Origin of the sequence: Sphingosinicella humi (genome assembly GCF_003129465.1) — a bacterium.
GTDB classification, from domain to species: Bacteria; Pseudomonadota; Alphaproteobacteria; order Sphingomonadales; family Sphingomonadaceae; genus Allosphingosinicella; species Allosphingosinicella humi.
Genome location: NZ_QFFF01000002.1, coordinates 29,205 through 47,070 on the forward strand (window position 1 = coordinate 29,205; position 17,866 = coordinate 47,070).

General features: G+C 66.9%; 17 protein-coding genes. 6 read left to right on the plus strand and 11 right to left on the minus strand.

Annotated features, from left to right (window positions below):
• Positions 1 to 6 precede the first annotated feature (6 nt).
• Genes rapZ through DF286_RS13500 form a run of 4 tightly spaced genes read right to left on the minus strand, consistent with a single transcriptional unit; the run spans position 7 to position 3,632 of the window.
• The gene (rapZ, locus tag DF286_RS13485) at positions 7 to 948 is read right to left on the minus strand and encodes an RNase adapter RapZ (RefSeq protein WP_243444883.1); all 942 of its coding nucleotides are present in this window, start codon (positions 946 to 948) and stop codon (positions 7 to 9) included.
• Positions 945 to 1,388 (minus strand): HPr kinase/phosphorylase, encoded by a 444-nt coding sequence (locus tag DF286_RS13490; RefSeq protein WP_109272216.1) that lies wholly within the window; start codon positions 1,386 to 1,388, stop codon positions 945 to 947. The genes rapZ and DF286_RS13490 overlap by 4 nt, the downstream gene beginning before the upstream one ends.
• Positions 1,385 to 2,938, minus strand: a complete 1,554-nt coding sequence (locus DF286_RS13495; RefSeq protein WP_109272217.1) for a sensor histidine kinase — start codon at positions 2,936 to 2,938, stop codon at positions 1,385 to 1,387. The genes DF286_RS13490 and DF286_RS13495 overlap by 4 nt, the downstream gene beginning before the upstream one ends.
• Positions 2,925 to 3,632 (minus strand): response regulator transcription factor, encoded by a 708-nt coding sequence (locus DF286_RS13500; RefSeq protein WP_109272218.1) that lies wholly within the window; start codon positions 3,630 to 3,632, stop codon positions 2,925 to 2,927. The genes DF286_RS13495 and DF286_RS13500 overlap by 14 nt, the downstream gene beginning before the upstream one ends.
• 169 nt (positions 3,633 to 3,801) lie before the next feature.
• Between DF286_RS13500 and DF286_RS13505 the strand changes: the two genes are divergently transcribed.
• Entirely contained in the window at positions 3,802 to 5,397 is a 1,596-nt protein-coding gene (locus DF286_RS13505; RefSeq protein ID WP_109272219.1) for a phosphoenolpyruvate carboxykinase, read from the plus strand.
• 57 nt (positions 5,398 to 5,454) lie between these two features.
• On the opposite strand, the gene DF286_RS13510 is transcribed toward DF286_RS13505, so the two are convergent.
• From DF286_RS13510 to DF286_RS13525, 4 genes are all read right to left on the minus strand, one after another.
• The gene (locus tag DF286_RS13510; RefSeq protein WP_146193638.1) at positions 5,455 to 6,171 is read right to left on the minus strand and encodes a hypothetical protein; all 717 of its coding nucleotides are present in this window, start codon (positions 6,169 to 6,171) and stop codon (positions 5,455 to 5,457) included.
• 155 nt (positions 6,172 to 6,326) lie between these two features.
• Entirely contained in the window at positions 6,327 to 7,100 is a 774-nt protein-coding gene (locus DF286_RS13515) for a Crp/Fnr family transcriptional regulator (RefSeq protein ID WP_109272221.1), read from the minus strand.
• 183 nt (positions 7,101 to 7,283) lie between these two features.
• Complete coding sequence (locus DF286_RS13520) at positions 7,284 to 7,748, minus strand: NfeD family protein (protein WP_109272222.1); 465 nt, start codon at positions 7,746 to 7,748, stop codon at positions 7,284 to 7,286.
• Positions 7,745 to 8,713, minus strand: a complete 969-nt coding sequence (locus tag DF286_RS13525; RefSeq protein ID WP_109272468.1) for an SPFH domain-containing protein — start codon at positions 8,711 to 8,713, stop codon at positions 7,745 to 7,747. Before DF286_RS13525 ends, DF286_RS13520 begins: the two co-directional genes overlap by 4 nt.
• A gap of 74 nt (positions 8,714 to 8,787) precedes the next feature.
• Here DF286_RS13525 and DF286_RS13530 point away from each other — a divergent pair, with 74 nt between their 5' ends.
• The 5 genes from DF286_RS13530 to DF286_RS13550 all read left to right on the plus strand — a co-directional run bounded on the left by DF286_RS13530 (position 8,788) and on the right by DF286_RS13550 (position 14,578).
• On the plus strand, positions 8,788 to 9,597 hold the full coding sequence (locus DF286_RS13530) for an HpcH/HpaI aldolase/citrate lyase family protein (RefSeq protein WP_109272223.1): 810 nt from the start codon (positions 8,788 to 8,790) through the stop codon (positions 9,595 to 9,597).
• Between the two features lie 161 nt (positions 9,598 to 9,758).
• A complete protein-coding gene (locus tag DF286_RS13535) occupies positions 9,759 to 11,216 on the plus strand; it encodes a M28 family peptidase (protein WP_158274701.1) in 1,458 nt (485 codons plus the stop codon).
• Between the two features lie 59 nt (positions 11,217 to 11,275).
• Complete coding sequence (guaB, locus tag DF286_RS13540; protein WP_109272225.1) at positions 11,276 to 12,733, plus strand: IMP dehydrogenase; 1,458 nt, start codon at positions 11,276 to 11,278, stop codon at positions 12,731 to 12,733.
• Between the two features lie 120 nt (positions 12,734 to 12,853).
• Positions 12,854 to 14,038 (plus strand): RsmB/NOP family class I SAM-dependent RNA methyltransferase, encoded by a 1,185-nt coding sequence (locus tag DF286_RS13545; RefSeq protein ID WP_109272226.1) that lies wholly within the window; start codon positions 12,854 to 12,856, stop codon positions 14,036 to 14,038.
• 30 nt (positions 14,039 to 14,068) lie between these two features.
• On the plus strand, positions 14,069 to 14,578 hold the full coding sequence (locus DF286_RS13550; protein WP_109272227.1) for a tetratricopeptide repeat protein: 510 nt from the start codon (positions 14,069 to 14,071) through the stop codon (positions 14,576 to 14,578).
• Here DF286_RS13550 and rsmA read toward each other — a convergent pair.
• Genes rsmA through DF286_RS13565 form a run of 3 tightly spaced genes read right to left on the minus strand, consistent with a single transcriptional unit; the run spans position 14,575 to position 17,750 of the window.
• Positions 14,575 to 15,408 (minus strand): 16S rRNA (adenine(1518)-N(6)/adenine(1519)-N(6))-dimethyltransferase RsmA, encoded by an 834-nt coding sequence (gene rsmA / locus DF286_RS13555; protein WP_109272228.1) that lies wholly within the window; start codon positions 15,406 to 15,408, stop codon positions 14,575 to 14,577. The two genes, DF286_RS13550 and rsmA, sit on opposite strands and share 4 nt — an antisense overlap.
• Positions 15,405 to 16,388 (minus strand): 4-hydroxythreonine-4-phosphate dehydrogenase PdxA, encoded by a 984-nt coding sequence (gene pdxA / locus DF286_RS13560; protein WP_109272229.1) that lies wholly within the window; start codon positions 16,386 to 16,388, stop codon positions 15,405 to 15,407. Before pdxA ends, rsmA begins: the two co-directional genes overlap by 4 nt.
• Before the next feature lie 18 nt (positions 16,389 to 16,406).
• On the minus strand, positions 16,407 to 17,750 hold the full coding sequence (locus DF286_RS13565; RefSeq protein WP_109272230.1) for a peptidylprolyl isomerase: 1,344 nt from the start codon (positions 17,748 to 17,750) through the stop codon (positions 16,407 to 16,409).
• Positions 17,751 to 17,866 lie beyond the last annotated feature (116 nt).

The following is a 17,866-nucleotide window of genomic DNA, read 5'->3' on the forward strand; positions in this document are numbered from 1 at the left end:
CTTGGCTTAGTCTTTCATCTCCGCGCGCTGGCCCCCCGCAGCCGGCTGTCCCTCAACCGGATCCCGTGGTCGGGATGCGAGGTCGCGATGTTCGACCGTGGGCGAAAATCCGGCATCGCGCAACCGTGATGCCACCCGTTCGGCGACATGTACCGAACGGTGGCGCCCGCCGGTACAGCCAAAAGCGATGGAAACATAGGCTTTTCCCTCGCGGCGGTAGCGGGGAAGGAGCATCAGCAACAGTTCCTCGATCCGGCTGACCGCTTCCTCATAGCCCTCGTCGGTCGCGATATAATCGGCCACGGCAGGATCGAGACCGGTCAGAGGGCGGAGATCGTCCTCCCAGTGCGGGTTCTTGAGGAAGCGCATGTCGAAGACGGTGTCGGCGTTGCGGGGCAGCCCCCGCGCAAAACCAAAGGACATGACGTGGAGATAGGGCGCCTTGGTGCCGCCGAAGCGATCGCGGATCTGCTGCTGGAGGGCATTCGAGTCGGTGTCGGTGGTGTCGATGATATAATCGGACCAGCGGCGCAGCGGCTCCATCAGGTCGCGCTCGGCGGCTATGCCGTCGGTGGCGGGACGATCGGGCGCGAGCGGATGGCGGCGCCGCGTCTCCGAAAAGCGCCTCAGCAGCTCCGAACCGCCACAGTCCAGATACAGCGTCTCGATCGGATAATGGGATTCGTCCGCCAGCGTCTTGATCTGCTGGACGATCTCTTGAGCGTCGAAATCGCGCGTGCGGCTGTCGATGCCGATCGCCAGCGGCCGGCGTCGCCTGCCACTGGCCTTGGCGAGGGGCGTCGACAGCAGATGCTCGAGCAGCGACAGGGGCAGGTTGTCCACCACTTCCCAGCCGCTATCCTCGAGGGTGCGAAGGACGGTCGACTTGCCGGCGCCCGAGAGGCCGGTGACGAGCAGGATCCGCTTGGGAGTGGCGCCCTTCGTCACGTCACCGTGAGTCCGAATTGGGCGAGCGCCAGCTCCACCTTGACGGGCGCGGACGGCTCGAGCGCGCTGAGCCCGATCACCGGCACCTTGACGCCCGCCACCACCAGCGGGTCGTGCATTTCAGGGAGACGCTCGACATCGCGGTCGAGATCGACGGCGAGGCAAACGGGCACGTCGCCGACCGCATCGAACTCGATGAGCCCGACGCCGCGCACCTCCATCTTTCCGGCGATGTTTCGCGGCGGCGTGGCGACCAGCCGCCCGTCCACCCGCTTGAGGACGGTGTAATCGTCGCTCACCAGCTTGGCGCCCCGGTCGATGAGGCGCAGCGCGAGGTCGGACTTTCCGGCGCCGGAACGGCCGGCGATGAGGATCGCCCGGCCATCCTTGGCGACGCAGGAGACGTGGAGCGTTTCGGAGGAGAGGGACGGTCCGGTCATGCGATTACCCCTGGAAAGCGTATCACGAAACGGGCTCCCGTTCGCCCGTCATGGCGATCCTCGACCATGATCCGGCCATCATGCCCTTCGACGATCGCCTTGACGATGGCGAGCCCGAGGCCGGAGTGGCGGCCGAAGGCCTCACCTTCCGGCCTGATGCTGTGGAAGCGGTTAAAGATCGCCTCACGCCCCTCCTGGGGAACACCCGGTCCCTCATCCTCGATGCTGACAACGACATCCTGATCGATGCGGGCGGCGGCGATCTCGATGAGCCCGCCTTCGGGCGAAAAGGAGATGGCGTTGTCGACGAGGTTGTCGAAGACGCGGGCCAGGCGGGATTCCTCGCCCTGAACAACGGCGGTGCCGACGCGGGGACGGGCGAAGGCGATGCGGACGCCGCGTTCAGCGGCCCGAGGCTCCCACAGGCCCAGGAGCGACTCGACCAGATGGCCAAGGTCCACCGATTCGAAACGGGCCCGGGAAAGCTCGGCATCGAGGCGCGACACTTCGGCGATGTCGACGACGAGGCGGTCGAGTCGGACGACGTCGTTGCGGACCACGTCCAGCAGCTGCGCCCGAAGCTTCGGATCCTCGACCCGGTCGAGACTATCGACGGCGGAGCGAAGCGAAGCGAGGGGGTTCTTGAGCTCATGGGTGACGTCGGCGGCGAAGGCCTCCGTCGCGTCGATCCGATAGCGGAGCGAATGCGTCATGTCGTGCAGCGCGCGGGCGAGGAGGCCGATCTCGTCGCGGCGGGCGGGAAGGAGCGGTACGTCCACCTCCCGGGCGCGCCCCAGCCGGACTCTATGAGCCGCCCGCGCCAGCCGCCTCAGCGGCCGCGCGATCGTCCGCGCCAGGAAGAGCGACAACAGCACCGACAGGAGGATCGTGCCGGCGAGGATAAAGCCGAGCGTCAGCCTTTCGCTCCTGACCCGCGTGCGGATATCGCGCGCATTGCTGGTGACGAGGAGCACATGATCCCCGGCAATGGGCGCGGCGGCGGAAAGAAAGGGAGAACCCTCAGGAGCTTCGCGGAACGCGACCGTCGAACGCCCATGCGCCAGTGCGATCCGCGCCTCGGGCCAGTTGGCAAGATTTTCATCGGGGTCCGGCACGAGGGGCGGGGGGCGCTCCGCCCCAACGACAGCATCGACAAGGGCATCGAGGACTCGCGCGGCCTGCTTGTCCCAGGGTTCCATGGCCGGGTTGCGCAGGGTGTAAGTCGCGGGAGCGCCGGCCCAGCTGTCCATCCGCTTGCTGCCCGAAGCGGCGTAGACTCGCAGCCGCGTGCCCGATTCCTGCCCGAGGCGGTTAAGCAGCGGCTTTCGGGCGTCCGGCGGCGTCGCCTGCAGCGCAACGGCGATCAACTGCGCCTCGGTTCGTATCTGCCTTAGCCGGTCCTCCGTGGCGCGGTTACGGTAGCTGTCGAGATAGAAGAAGCTGCCGGCGAGGATGACCAGCGCGAAGATGTTGACGGCGAGGATGCGCTGGGTGAGCGACAGGCGCCCCGACCAGCGCAGCGCCAGCTCGCGCTCGTCACTCCTCGGCAAAGCGGTAGCCCACGCCGTAGAGCGTCTCGATCGCGCCGAAGCTTCCGTCCACGGCGCGGAACTTGCGGCGGAGGCGCTTGATATGGCTGTCGATGGTGCGGTCGTCGACATAGATATCGTCCTGATAGGCGACGTCCATCAGCTGGTTGCGCGACTTCACGACGCCCGGCCGCTGGGCGAGTGCCTCCAGGATCATGAATTCGGTGACGGTCAGCGTCACGTCCTTGCCGTCCCAGGTGACGCGGTGACGCGCCGGGTCCATGGCGAGGCGACCGCGGACGATCTGCACCGGCTCGGCTTCCTCTTCGCCCGCGGGCGGCGTCGCGCGCATTTCGGCCCGACGGAGGACCGCGCGGATGCGGGCGATGAGCAGGCGCTGGGAGAAAGGCTTGGCGATGTAATCGTCCGCGCCCATGGCGAGGCCGAGCGCTTCGTCCAGCTCGTCGTCCTTGGAGGTGAGGAAGATGACGGGGACGGCGCTCTTTTCCCGCAAGCGGCGGAGCAGCTCCATGCCGTCGAGCTTCGGCATCTTGACGTCGAGCACGGCCAGATCGGGCGGGTTCTCGGTCAGGGCCTTCAGTGCCGCCTCGCTGTCCGAATAGATGCGGGTGATGAACCCCTCCGCCTGGAGGGCGATCGAGACCGAGGTCAGGATGTTCCTGTCGTCGTCGACGAGGGCGATCACTGTCGACATTGGCACGCCTCCCGCCGCATAGGCCAAGGCTCTATCCAAAGCGGCGCATGCCCGCAACCGGCCGGCGAGCTTCGCTTTTGACGGGCGCCTGGGTTATATATATGCGGACCCGCAACAGGTTGGCGGCGCGTTCTGGTCGCCTATCGTTCGATTCAAACAGGAGATCATCGTGGCCAATCGCGTGCCCGCCCACGGGCTTGCCGAACAAGGTTTTGAGACCAACGCCGAACTGCACTGGAATCTCGGCGCTCCGGCGCTTGTCGAGCAGGCGGTTTGCCGCGGCGAAGGCATCCTCGCCAAGGACGGTCCGCTGGTCGTCGAGACCGGCAAGCACACCGGCCGCTCCGCCAAGGACAAGTTCACCGTCCGCGACTCGGAGACCGAGGACACGATCTGGTGGGACAACAACGCCGCGATCACACCGGAGCATTTCGCGGCGCTGAAGGCGGATTTCCTGGCCGAGGTCGCGAAGAAGGACCAGTTGTTCGTCGCCGACCTTTACGGCGGATCGCAGCCCGAGCATCGCGTCCGCGTCCGCGTCATCAACGAACTCGCCTGGCACAACCAGTTCATCCGCACCATGCTCGTGCGCCCGGACGCCTCGGAGCTGGAAGGCTTCGTCCCCGAATTCACGATCATCGATCTGCCGAGCTTCCGCGCCGACCCCGCCCGCCATGGCTGCCGCTCGGAGACGGTGATCGCTGTCAACCTCACCGAGAAGATGATCCTCATCGGCGGCACCCGTTATGCCGGCGAGATGAAGAAGTCGGTCTTCGGCGTGCTCAACTATCTCCTGCCGGTGAAGGGCGTGATGCCGATGCACTGCTCGGCGAATATCAGCCCCGACGGCGACACCGCCGTCTTCTTCGGCCTGTCGGGCACCGGCAAGACGACCCTCTCCGCCGATCCCTCCCGCACCCTCATCGGCGACGACGAGCATGGCTGGTCGGACACTGCCGTCTTCAACTTCGAGGGCGGCTGCTATGCGAAGATGATCCGGCTGTCGGCGGAGGCGGAGCCGGAGATCTATGCGACGACCAAGCGGTTCGGCACGGTGCTCGAGAATGTCGTGATCGACCCGGTCACTCGCGAGCTCGACCTCGACGACAATCGCCTCGCCGAGAACAGCCGCGGCGCCTATCCGATCGACTTCATCCCCAATGCGTCCGAGCACAATATGGGCCCGGTGCCGAAGAACATCGTCATGCTGACCGCGGACGCTTTCGGCGTGCTCCCGCCGATCGCCAAGCTGACGCCCGACCAGGCCATGTATCACTTCCTCTCCGGCTACACCGCCAAGGTCGCCGGCACCGAGATTGGCGTCACGGAGCCGGAAGCGACCTTCTCGACCTGCTTCGGCGCCCCCTTCATGCCGCGTCACCCCAGCGTCTACGGCAACCTCCTCAAGGAGCGGATCGCCAAGGGCAATGTTGATTGCTGGCTGGTCAACACCGGCTGGACGGGCGGCAAATATGGCGTCGGCAAACGCATGCCGATCAAGGCCACCCGCGCGCTCCTCAACGCAGCGCTCGACGGCAGCCTCAAAAATGCCGAGTTCCGCACCGACGAGAATTTCGGCTTCGAGGTGCCGGTGAGCGTGCCGGGGGTCGACAGCGCCATCCTCGATCCGCGCGAGACCTGGGCCGACAAGGCCGACTATGACGCGACCGCGGCCAAGCTGGTGAAGCTCTTCATCGACAATTTCGCCAAGTTCGAAGCCCATGTCGACCAGAGCGTGAGGGAAGCGGCTCCGCACGCGGCCTGAGGCCGGGTGAGGGAACCCGAACAGGGGCGCGTCGGCCAAGGCCGGGGCGCCCCTTTTCTATGGCGCCAATTCCTCCTCTCTTATGATCGTCACGCGCGCTTGGGCCCGAACAGGGCGTCGAGCGAGGTCCTGCCTGACTATGACGACGCAGATCGCCGTCAGAACCGAGATGGCGAGAAGCTCTCCTCCGTCTTCCACAACGGTGAGCGGCTGATTGAGGAGGGGGCTTTCATGGAAGATGTAGTGGACCGCATCCGCGCCGACCGCGAAGCCTCCGAACAGGGTCAGGCAGACCACGATTGCCAATACGGCCCCTCTTTCCCTTTGTGAGGAAAAGTAAGCCGAGAGCGCCGCGATGGCTCCAAGCGTCAGCGCGAGAGCGGCCGAGAAGACAATCTCCCCCAGGAGAGGTCTGTCATTCATCCGAGCCCCGATCCGCTCATGAATCGCGAAATGATTGTCGACCGCCAGATAGAGAAGGCCCAATGCCAGAGGCAGCATGGCCACCCGGCGCGTGACAGCGGCCGACAGTAGCAAAGCCATTCCCGACAGGATCAGCTTCAGATTCTCCCAGGCCTCTGAAATACTGTCTTCCTGATCGATCTTGGTCCAGGTCGTGTCCCAGTGATACGTCCAGGAAACGACATAGATGTGGATAACTATCAGGGTCGCATCGACGGCGAGAATGATCGCGAACAGCCTTGAAGCTGCAGCTGTCGTGACGATCGAGAGTCCCCGCTCGATCATGGCATCAGGTAAAGGAGGTCTCCACATGCTCGCCTCCCTGCAATTCTGACCGCGGCATTGTCGCGAACCAGCGGGTAGAAACGTAGCAACGCCAATCGAAATGGAGCCAGCCGCAAGCCGGTATACCCGATTTGCCATCGGTGTTCACGCGCATAGCCGAACGTCCGCCCGCAAGTGGCGCCTCAAGCGGCGGCCACAATCCGTAATCTCTGCTCCGGATCGTTGTCCGCGTGGAGGTAGGCGGGGTCGAAATCGCCGGCCCTGGCGAGCGCCTCCCAGTCGAGGATGTGCACCGTCCGCCCCCGAAGGGTCACCAGACCATTGTCGCGAAGCGCCTTCAGCGTTCGGTTGACGTGGACGCAGGTCAAGCCGAGCGCGTTGCCCAAATGCACCTGCGTCAGCGGGAACTTGAACTGCCGCTCGCCCTTGTCGCGCGCTCCGCAACGGATCGCCATCTCGCACAAGAGGTGGGCCATGCGTGCCCGGGCGTCCCTGCGGCCGACATTGACGACCCACTGCGAAAGGATCGAGGCGTCGACCATGCAATCGCGCCAGAAGGCTTCGGCAATGGCCGGGAAGCGTGCGGCCAGCGTTCGCAAGGAGGCGTGCGGAATCCGGAGGATCGTCGTCGTTGAGAGCGCCTGAAGGGCGGACGTGCCCTCGGGCTGCACGACCGAGTGGAGGTCGGCCATGTCGCCCGGAAGGTGGATGGCCGTGATCTGACGCTCGCCTTCGCTATTCTGGCCGAAGCGGCCGACAATCCCTTCGACGACCAGGGAGACATGATCGACTCGCTCTCCGAGGTGCACGAAGTCCCGGTTTGCGGGCACCTGTGCCGCATAGGCGGGCAGATCGAGGATCGCCTTCTGCTCTTCGTCCGTCAGGACAGAGCGGCGTGTGAGCCTGTCGAGGAAGTGTTCCAGGTTCGAGGGTTGGATCGATTGCGAGCGCGCCATGATGTGCTCCATCCTGGCAAGCGGGAGCACGTAAAAAGCCGTCTCTCAGTCACCGGCGCCTGCGGGAGGGGGACTAACCGGCGATAAGGAGAAAACGATCTCGATCAACCTAGCGTTCCATGCGCCACTTAATCGGCTCTATGGTCAGCCGCAGGTAGCCCCGGTTCCCCGAAGAGAGCAGTTCTAATTCGTCGGTTGCTGCGGAATTCCGAGCGTCTCGACCTTCAGGCACGTGCCTTCGGCGCCGACCACGCGGACGCGGGTGCCGACTTCGGCGTCGGGGCCGCGGGCGCTCCAGACGCCGTCGCCGACCCGGACCCGGCCGTGACCGCCCTCAATGGCGGTGACGACGGTGACGGTCTCGCCGATGAGGCGGGCGGCGCGGTCGTTGAGGAGGGGGTCGCTGCTCTCGACCGGGTTGCTCGCATACCAGCGGCGGCCGACATAGACGGCGGCGATCGCCAGCAGAGCGAACAGAGCGAACTGGAAGGCGAGCGGCATGCCCAGTAGCAGCGCCGCGAAGCCGGTGACGGCCGCCGCCGCCGCCAGCCAGATCAGGAACACGCCCGGCATCAACAGCTCGGCGATGCCGAGCACGGCCGCGGCGATCAGCCAGATCCAATGCGGGTCGATGCCGTCGAAATTCATTGGCCGCTTCCCTCGAAGGGGCCGGGCCGCTTGGGCACGGGCGGCGTGGCTGCGGCGTTGCCGGCCAGTGCATCGCGGGCGATCTCGCCGATGCCGCCCAGGGTGCCGATGAGCTGGGTCGCCTCGACCGGGAAGAGGATGGTCTTGGCGTTGGGGGACGCGGCGAACTTGCCGACCGCCTCGACATATTTCTGGGCGACGAAATAATTGAGCGCCTGGTTGTTGCCGCCGGCGATGGCGTCGGACACCACCTGCGTCGCCTTCGCCTCCGCCTCGGCCTGGCGCTCGCGGGCCTCGGCGTCACGGAAGGCGGCCTCGCGGCGGCCCTCGGCTTCGAGAATCTGGGACTGCTTGTCGCCTTCGGCGCGGAGGATCTCGGAAGCGCGCAGGCCCTCCGCCTCGAGGATGGCTGCGCGCTTCTCGCGCTCCGCCTTCATCTGACGGGCCATGGCGTTGACGATGTCGGCGGGCGGGCGGATGTCCTTCACCTCGACGCGGGTGATCTTGACGCCCCAGGGGGTGGTCGCATCATCGACGACGTGGAGCAGCCGTGCGTTGATCTCGTCGCGCTTGGAGAGGGTCTCGTCCAAATCCATCGAGCCCATTACCGTGCGCAAATTGGTGGTCACGAGGTTGAGGATGGCGACGTACAGATCGGAGACTTCGTAAGCGGCCTTCGCCGCGTCCAGCACGTTGAAGAAGACCACGCCATCGGTCGACACCATGGCGTTGTCCTTGGTGATGATCTCCTGCCCAGGGATGTCGAGCACCTGCTCCATCATGTTCACCTTCCGGCCGACGCGATAGAAGAAGGCCGGGTAGAAATTGAAGCCGGGGCGCGCGACGGTCGTGAAGCGTCCGAAATATTCTATCGTGTATTGATAGCCTTGCCGCACGATCTTGATGCTGGCCATCAGGTAGATGATGACTAGAGCCAGGACGAAGAACAGTGCGGTTGCTTCCATCATATCCACTCCCCCCATCGCGATGCCGGATATAATGTAGACAAGCGGGCCCGCTTCCAAGCAGAATCGGCGCCATGTTCACGACAGACCTCCGGCATTGCCGCTCCCTTCTGTTCCTGCCCGCTTCCAATCCCCGCGCCATCGAGAAGGCGCGGAGCCTCGCGGCCGACATGATCGTTCTCGACCTCGAAGATGCGGTGAAGCCGGAGGACAAGGCCGAGGCTCGGCGGGCGGCGGCCGAGGCGGCGCGGGCCGGCTTCGGGGGGCGGCCGACCGCGATCCGAGTGAATGCGACGGGAAGCGAGCCTTTCGGAGAGGATATCGTCGCCTTACGGCGCGGCGCGGCCGACTATATCATCCTGCCCAAGGTGACCGACCCGCGTCAGCTCCACGACGCCGGACAGCTCACGGAAAAGCCGATGCTGGCGATGATCGAGACGGCCGCCGGCGTACTCGCGGCGCCGTCGATCGCGCTCGGTGCGGCTGCGCTCATCATCGGCACCAACGACCTTGCCGCCGACCTTGGAATGCCGGCGGGGGCAGGGCGCGAGGGCCTGTCGCACGCGCTGCAGACGGTGGTGCTCGCCGCCCGCGCCGCCGGCATCGCGGCGTTCGACGGCGTCTACAACCGACTCGAGGACGATGACGGGCTGGCCGAGGAGTGTCGCCAGGGACGCGCCTTCGGCTATGACGGCAAGTCGCTGATCCACCCGAGCCAGATCGACACCGCCAACCGCCTTTTCGGTCCGAGCGAGGACGAAGTGGCCGCGGCCGAGCGGCTGATCGCGGCGGCCACTGGCGGGGCGGAGCGTTTCGAGGGTCGGATGATCGAGACTCTGCATGTCGACGCTGCCCGGTCCGTTCTCGCCCGGGCGCGGCGCTAGAAGCTTTCGGCTTATTGCCGATCCGAAAAGATATTCGATCAGGTGGATGACCAATCCGTGGTTTTCGGGATTGGCGGCTGTGTTCTTGGGTTCCGGCTTTCGCCGGGATGACGGGAGGGGTGTCGCTTGCCAGCGGTGGGCGTGACGGCTTAAGCGATTGCATGGTTTCAAGAGTTTTGCTGCGCGCCGCCCCGCTTCTCGGCCTCATCCCCGCTATCCTTCATGCCGAAACGCCTACCGTTGGCGTCGAGCAGATGCGGCGGCACATCGAGGTGCTGGCGAGCGATGCCTATGAGGGGCGCAAGCCGGGGACGGAGGGGGAGAACAAGACGCTTCTCTACATCGCCGAGCAGTTCCAGCAGGTCGGCCTCGAGCCAGGAGCGGGCGATCATGGCTGGTACCAGCCCGTGCCGCTGACCGAGCGGAGGCCCCACGGTCATCGCACGCTCTGGACGGCCGGCGGAACGCCGATCGCCTTCAACACGAAGGACGTCATTCTTCTGGGTGCCAGTCCCAAAGAAGTGCTGCGCGACGCCCCGGTCTGGTTCGTTGGCTACGGCTTGCCGGAGCAGATCGCCGGCGCCGACCTGAAGGGAGCGGTGGCGCTGCTTCTCTATGAAACGCCCAAGGGCGGGCCCGATTACGGCGAGCGCGCCAAGGCGCTGGCCAAGGCCGGCGCCGCCGCCGTCATCGGGATCATGGACGACGAGATTCCCTGGTCGGCCGTGACCGGCGCCTATGCGCACGGGCAGACGCGGCTCGATACCGATCCGCGCGCGCTGATCGGCGGGGTCATGCTGCTGGGGGCTGGCGAGAGGCTGGTCGAGGTGGGCGGCGGCAATGTCGCCGGCGCGGCCGACCCCGCCTTCAAGCCGCTGGCGCTCGACCTCATCGCCTCGTTCGACGTCTCGACCGAAGTGCGATCCTACAAATCTCACAATGTGATCGGCCGGCTGCGCGGCAGCGGCGACACTGGCGAGAGCGTTCTCTATCTCGGTCACTGGGATCATCTCGGCATCTGCCGGCCGGAGAGCGCCAAGGACCGCATCTGCAACGGCGCTGTCGACAATGCCAGTGGCATCGCCATGCTGATCGAGATCGCCCGCGCCATCGCGGAAGGGGCGCGGCCGGCGCGCGATATCCTGTTCATGGGCACGACGGCCGAGGAGATGGGGCTGCTGGGCGCCGAATATTTCGCGCAGAACCCGACCGTCTCGCTCGACTCGCTGGTGGCGGCAATCAACATCGACACCGTGGCGATCGCCGGCCTCGGTGAGCCGGTCGCGATCGTCGGGCGAGGCATGACGCCGCTCGACCCGCTGGTCGACTCGAGCGCACGCGAGCTCGGGCGCGAAGTCGACACGGACGACGAGGCCAACGCCCTGGTCCAGCGACAGGATGGCTGGGTGCTGACTCGTGCCGGCGTGCCAACCGTGATGGTCGGCGGCTCCTTCTCCGATATGAAGGTGCTGGGGGATTTTCTCGGCGGCCCCTATCACCAGCCGGAAGACGACCTGAAGCGGCCGCTGGTGCTGGAAGGCGCGGCCGAGGACACCGAGTTGCTGATCGCGCTCGGCCGAAAAATGGCCGATCCCGAACAGTATCGGCCGGGGCGCTAGCGCTTCGGCCCTTACCTTCCTATGTAGCGGCACCGAATCCCGACACGCGAGAAAGATCTATGGACATCAGCCTGGGGCTCACCTTCGACGACGTGCTTCTGAAGCCCGGCGAATCGAACGTGCTACCCAGCCAGGCGGATACCAGGACACAGGTGACGCGGGAGATCGCGCTCAACATCCCGATCCTCTCCTCGGCCATGGACACGGTTACCGAGTCGGACATGGCGATCGTCATGGCGCAGCTCGGCGGCATGGGCGTCCTTCACCGCAACCTCGAGGTCGAAGAGCAGGCGGCGGCCGTGCGCGCCGTCAAGCGGTTCGAAAGCGGCATGGTGGTGAACCCCATCACCATGACCGGCGACCAGACCTTGGCCGAGGCCCTGGAGCTGATGGCGCGGCACCGCATCTCCGGCATCCCGATCACGGAGAAGAACGGGCGTCTCGTCGGCATCCTCACCAACCGCGACGTCCGCTTCGCCGAGAATCCGCGCCAGCCCGTCGCCGAACTGATGACCAGCGAGAATCTCGTCACCGTGGGTCCCGGCGTAACCCAGGAAGAAGCCAAGCGCCAGCTTCACCAGCGCCGCATCGAAAAGCTGCTCGTGGTGGACGACAATCGGCGCTGCATCGGCCTCATCACCGTCAAGGACATCGAGAAGGCGGTGAACTATCCCAACGCGACCAAGGACGCGTCGGGACGTCTGCGCGTCGCCGCTGCGACCACGGTGGGCGACAAGGGGTTCGAGCGCACCGAAGCCCTGATCGACGCCGAATGCGACCTCATCGTCATCGACACCGCCCACGGGCATAACCGCGAGGTCGCGGCCGCCGTGGAGCGGGTGAAGAAGCGTTCCAACGCCGTCCAGATCGTCGCCGGCAACGTCGCCACCGCGGAAGCGACCAAAGCTCTTATCGGCGCGGGTGCGGACGCGGTGAAAGTGGGCATCGGGCCCGGTTCCATCTGCACCACGCGCGTCGTCGCCGGCGTCGGCGTGCCCCAGCTCACCGCCATCATGGACGCAGCCAACGAAGCGGCGAAGAGCGGCACGCCCGTGATCGCCGACGGTGGCCTGCGCACCAGCGGCGACCTTGCCAAGGCGCTGGCGGCGGGCGCCTCGACGGTGATGATCGGCTCGCTGCTCGCCGGCACCGAGGAAGCGCCCGGCGAGATGTTCCTTTATCAGGGGCGCAGCTACAAGAGCTATCGCGGCATGGGATCGGTGGGTGCCATGGCCCGAGGCTCGGCCGACCGCTATTTCCAGCAGGACATCAAGGATCATCTGAAGCTGGTGCCGGAAGGCATAGAGGGCCAGGTTCCGTACAAGGGCCACGCCAAGGACGTGATCCACCAGCTGGTCGGCGGCGTGAAGGCGGCGATGGGCTATACCGGCGCGGCGACCATCGAGGAGCTCAGGACTCGCGCCCAGTTCATCCGCATCACCAATGCCGGCCTTCGCGAAAGCCATGTCCACGACGTCGCCATCACGCGCGAGGCTCCCAATTATCCGACGCGATAGACGTTGTCCGTCGCGCTGGATGGTAGATGAATCGTTCGAGCCGAGCGGAGTCGAGGCGCGCCGGCACGCAGCCATCACACCCGCCCCTCGACTTCGCTCGGGACGAACGGAGTCCTTCGCGTGAAGCCTTCAGCCCGCATGCAGGCGGCGATCGAGCTGCTTGACGAGATCATCGCTTCTTCGCGCGAAGGCGGGGCGGCGGCGGATACGGTCATCGCCCGCTATTTCAAGAGCCGCCGCTATGCCGGGTCCAAGGACCGGCGCGCCGTGCGGGAGCTTGTTTATCGGGCGATCAGGAGATCGGGGGAAAGGCCAGCCTCCGGCCGCGCCGCGATGCTCGGCCTCGCCGATGCCGCCCCCGAGCTTGCTGCGCTGTTCGACGGATCGCCTCACGGTCCCGCACCGGCGGACGCTGAAGAGGAGCCAGCCCTCGCGAGCGCAGCCCCGGACTGGCTGCGCGACCAATTTGATCCGCTGATCGATGACGCCGAACTGGCCGCGATGCTCGGGCGGGCGCCGCTCGATTTGCGCGTCAACCGGCTGGAAGGGTCGCGCGATGAAGCGCTCGTCGCTTTTCCGGAAGCGGAACGGGCCCGCCTTTCACCGATCGGTCTGCGCTTGCCCGACGGCTTCCAGGTCGAGGCGACGGATGCCTGGCGGACGGGGCTGGTGGAAGTCCAGGACGAAGGCAGCCAGCTCCTTTCCCTCGCCTGCCGTGCGGAGGCGGGAATGACCGTCCTCGACCTCTGCGCCGGCGCAGGAGGCAAGACGCTCGCCCTCGCCGCCGAGATGGGCGACCGCGGTAGGATCGTCGCCGCCGATACGGATCGAGCCCGCCTGTCGCGGATGGTGCCCCGTCTCGAGCGCGCGGGCGTGTCGATCGTCGAGACGCGTCTGCTCGATCCGGGCCGCGAAAGGGCGGCGCTCGCCGACCTCGGCGGCACAGCCGATATCGTGCTGGTCGACGCGCCCTGCTCGGGCACCGGGACGTGGCGTCGCAATCCCGAGCTGCGCTGGCGGCTGACGCCCGAGCGGCTCGATCGTCTGGTCTCGCTCCAGGCACGGCTTCTCGACATTGCGGCGGAACTGCTGCGTCCGGGCGGTCATTTGGTCTATGCCGTCTGCTCCCTGCTGGAGGCGGAGGGGCGCGGCCAGGCGGCAGCCTTTGCCGGGCGCCATTCAGGCTTCGTATCGGAAGTGCCTGATATGGCGGGCGGACGTCGGTCGGGGGAGGGGGCGTTGCTGTCTCCCGCCCATGATGGGACCGATGGCTTTTTCGTCGCGCGCTGGCGGGCGCCATGCTAAGCTTGCCGGCGGCAGGTTATGGAGATTTTGATGCGCCTTACCCCCATCGCCCTTTCCGTCGCGATCGCCCTCGCCACCATGGCGAGCGCCGGGCACGGACAGCGGCCCGACGCCCAGATCGATCCGCAATCGCTGGCGTTGCTGCAGCAGGGGGAGGCGCTCACCGCTTCGGGCCAGTATGACGCGGCGATCGATGCCCTGGAGACCGCGCTGGTCGTCGATCCGCGCAACCGCCCGGCCTATGTCGCCCTCGCCCGCGTCGCCCAGGCTCAGAAGCTTCCGGGCAAGGCGATCCGGCTTTATTCCGAAGCGCTGGTCCTGGAGCCGAACGATCTCGGCGCACTGGCGGGACAAGGCGAAGCGCTGGTGCAGCGCGGCGCGGTGGAGCGGGCCAAGCGCAACCTCGACCGCATCAAGACCCTGTGCGGCAACCCCTGTCCGCAGGCGACGACCCTCGCCGGAGTTATCGCCAAGGGGCCGCCCGCCGAGATGATGACCGCGGAAGCGCCGGCGACCAAGATTCCCGAAAACGACAACTAGGCGCCGGGCCGCGTCCCCATCGCGCGCGCCACCGCCACGAAATCGTCCACGCTCAGCGTCTCGGCCCGTCGGGCCGGGTCGATGACGGTGGCGGCCAGCGCGTCGAGCGCGCCCGGGAGGGCCTTGAGGCTTTGCCGCAGCATCTTGCGCCGCTGGCCGAAGGCGGCGCCGGTGAGCGCCTCAAGGGTCGCGGCCGAAACGCCTGCGGGCGCCTCCTTGGGGACGATATGGACCACCGCCGACATCACCTTGGGCGGGGGAACGAAGGCCGAGCGATGGACCTTCATCGCCAGCCGCGCCGCGCTCCGCCACTGGGCGAGGATGGAGAGACGGCCATAGGCCGAGTCGCCCGGGCGGGCGACGATCCGCTCGGCCACTTCCTGCTGGAACATCAGGGTCAGCGACTTCCACCAAGGCGGCCAGGCCTCGCCGCCGAGCCAGCGGACCAGCAGCGCGGTCCCGACATTATAGGGTAGGTTGGCGACGATATGCGCGCCCGGGCCCGCCTCGGCCGCCTCGTCGATGGCAAGGGCGTCGCCTTCGATCACCCGCAGGCGCCCTCCGGAGGCGGCGTCCAGCTCGGCCAGCGCGGGGAGGCAGCGGCGGTCGCGCTCGACGGCGGTGACATGCGCCCCCGCTTTCAGCAGCGCGCGGGTGAGGCCTCCGGGCCCCGGGCCGACCTCGTAGACGCGCTCGCCCTCCAACGGCCCCGGCGCGCGGGCGATGCGGTCGAGTAGCTGGCTGTCGAGCAGGAAATTCTGGCCGAGCGCCTTGGACGCGCTGAGGCCGTGCCGGGCGATCACTTCGCGCAGCGGCGGGAGGTCGATCACCCCTGAGCGATGCGCCGGGCGCAGGCTCCGGCGGTCTTCAGCGCCGCGATCATTGCGCCAGGATCGGCCTCGTCCCGGCCGGCGATGGCGAAGGCGGTGCCGTGATCGGGCGAGGTGCGGACGATGGGGAGGCCCAAGGTCATGTTCACGCCCTCGTCGAAATGGAGGGTCTTCAGCGGCACCAGCGCCTGATCGTGATACATGCAGAGCGCGGCGTCGTAATCCCCGCGGCGGCGCTCGTGGAACAGGGCGTCGGCGGGGTAGGGGCCGCTGACGTCGAAGCCTTCGTTCTGGAGCTGCTCGATCGCGGGAATGATGACGTCGATCTCCTCGCGGCCCAGCGCGCCGTCCTCGCCGGCATGAGGGTTGAGGCCGGCTACCGCCAGGCGTGGCCGCTCGAACCCGAACTGGCGCTGGAGGCCGCGGACGGTCGCTCGTGCCTTGGCGACGATCCGATCGCTGGTCAACGCGTCGGGAACCTCGCGCAAGGGGAGGTGGACTGTGACCGGCACGGTCTTGAGGCTCGGCCCGACCAGCATCATCGCGACCAGCTCGCTGGAGACGCCGCAGCGTTCGGCGACGAACTCCGTCTGGCCGGCATGGGTGAAGCCGATGGCGTAAAGCTGCGACTTGGAGACGGGGCCGGTGACGAGGCCGGAGGCTGCGCCCGAGCGGGCGAGACCGACGGCGATCTCAAGCGCGTCGAGCGAGTTGCGGGCGCCTTCCATGTCGGGCCTACCGGGCGTCACCGCATGGCCGCCGCCGACGCGGATGACGGGGAGGGCGGTCCCGAACGAAGGCACGGATTCCGCCGGATCGGTGATCGGCCGGACCGGGCCGCTCCACACTTCCTCGATCGCCTCACAGTCGCCGACGGCGAAGAAGGGCGGAACGGCGTCCGTTTCCCGCCTCTCCCAGGCCTTGGCGATGATCTCGGGGCCGATGCCGGCAGGGTCTCCCAGCGAGACGGCGAGGGGCATCGACAAGGTCAGCCCCCTTTATCGATAATCGACGACCGCGTCCCGACGAAGGTCGCGCAGATACCGCTGAGCGCGGCGGTTGACCCGCTCCTCGTTGAGCTGCGCGTAGACCTGGTCGAACGAGGGGCCATCGGTCTGGACCGGGTCGTCCCGGCCGCAAAGGACGAGGATGCGCACGCCGTCCGCAAGGGAACCGAAGGGCGTCGTCGCCTGGCCGATGTTCATGCTGAGCAGCATGTCCTGGAGGGCGCGGGGAAGGTCGCGCGCCCGCACCTGGTCGCTGGAAACGACCTCGGCGCCGATCGCGGCGGCCGCCTTTTCGGCATTGCCGCACCCGCCCATGGTCTGGCCGGTCTCGGCCAAGCGCGCCACCAGTGGCTCCGCCTGAGCCTGGGTCATGCCCTCGGGGAAGGTAATGGAGAGCTGCTTGAGGCTGAGCACCGCGTCGCGCGGATCGTTGGTGAGAATCTGGCGCGTGTCCTGGACGGCGATGATCGAATAGCCGCCGGGAATGGCGATAGGATCGCTGACCCGGCCCACGGGCAGGTTCTGGGCCGCCGCCGCCAGGGCCTGGGGCAGCTGCTCGGCCTGGACCCAACCGAGGTCGCCGCCCACCGCCGCCGTCGATGCCTCGGAGAATTGCCGGGCATAGGCGGGGAAAGACGCGCCGTTCCGCAGCTGCTCGACGATGCGCGCGGCGTTGGCCTGGGCCTGGGCCGCCGTCTCGGGCGTCGAGGACAGGTAGATCTCGGCGATCCGATACTCCTGCTGCCCCTTGGCAGCCTGGAGCCGCTCGATGATCTGCTGCACCTCTTCCTCGCCGACGTTGACGAAGGGCTCGATGCGGCTGCTCTGGAGCCGGCTCCAGGCCATTTCGCCGTGGATCTGGCGCTTGACCGAGCGGTCCGAGGAGCCGCGGGAGCGCAGCATCTCGGCGAAAGCTTGCGGCGTGCTGCCGAAGCTCTGCGCATATTGACCGAAATAATTGTCGATCTCGCTCTGCGTAACCTTGATCTCGGCGGCTTCGGCGGCCTGGATCTGCAGCGTCTCGTCGACGAGGTTGCGCAGCACTTGGGCGCGTAGCCGCTCCATCTCCTCGGGTGGGACCTCGGTCGCCTGATTGGCGAGCAGGATAAGCGCCATGCGCTGATCGACGTCGGTGCGGGTGATGACGTGGCCGTTGACGATGGCCGTCGCCTTCACGACCGAAGGATCGGTGTCGCCGAAGATCTCGGGATTGGCCGGGATGTTGAGAACATCGGCCGAGCCGCCCTGGTCGCCCGCGGTCTGCGCCACCGCCGTCGCGGCCGCCACCGACCCGGCGAGCATCAGCGCCGCCCTCCCAAAAGTGCCGAGCTTCATCGTTCCTCCAGTAAATTGAAGCCGTTCATGTGCCGCGAAGTTGCTGAACCCAGGCTGAGCAGGTCGTCAGCATCGGTCCCGCGGCCCCCAACGCCGGCTTCTTCTAGCGCGCTTTC

Excerpts from the sequence above, each read along its gene's own strand:
- DF286_RS13520 (WP_109272222.1), bottom strand. The coding sequence starts at position 7,748 with ATGAATTTCGACGGCATCGACCCGCATTGGATCTGGCTGATCGCCGCG.
- DF286_RS13565 (WP_109272230.1), bottom strand. The coding sequence starts at position 17,750 with ATGAAGCTCGGCACTTTTGGGAGGGCGGCGCTGATGCTCGCCGGGTCG.
- DF286_RS13510 (WP_146193638.1), bottom strand. The coding sequence starts at position 6,171 with ATGTGGAGACCTCCTTTACCTGATGCCATGATCGAGCGGGGACTCTCG.
- DF286_RS13525 (WP_109272468.1), bottom strand. The coding sequence starts at position 8,713 with ATGGAAGCAACCGCACTGTTCTTCGTCCTGGCTCTAGTCATCATCTAC.
- DF286_RS13530 (WP_109272223.1), top strand. The coding sequence starts at position 8,788 with ATGTTCACGACAGACCTCCGGCATTGCCGCTCCCTTCTGTTCCTGCCC.
- DF286_RS13515 (WP_109272221.1), bottom strand. The coding sequence starts at position 7,100 with ATGGCGCGCTCGCAATCGATCCAACCCTCGAACCTGGAACACTTCCTC.
- DF286_RS13550 (WP_109272227.1), top strand. The coding sequence starts at position 14,069 with ATGCGCCTTACCCCCATCGCCCTTTCCGTCGCGATCGCCCTCGCCACC.
- DF286_RS13500 (WP_109272218.1), bottom strand. The coding sequence starts at position 3,632 with ATGTCGACAGTGATCGCCCTCGTCGACGACGACAGGAACATCCTGACC.
- guaB (WP_109272225.1), top strand. The coding sequence starts at position 11,276 with ATGGACATCAGCCTGGGGCTCACCTTCGACGACGTGCTTCTGAAGCCC.
- DF286_RS13490 (WP_109272216.1), bottom strand. The coding sequence starts at position 1,388 with ATGACCGGACCGTCCCTCTCCTCCGAAACGCTCCACGTCTCCTGCGTC.
- pdxA (WP_109272229.1), bottom strand. The coding sequence starts at position 16,388 with ATGCCCCTCGCCGTCTCGCTGGGAGACCCTGCCGGCATCGGCCCCGAG.
- DF286_RS13535 (WP_158274701.1), top strand. The coding sequence starts at position 9,759 with ATGGTTTCAAGAGTTTTGCTGCGCGCCGCCCCGCTTCTCGGCCTCATC.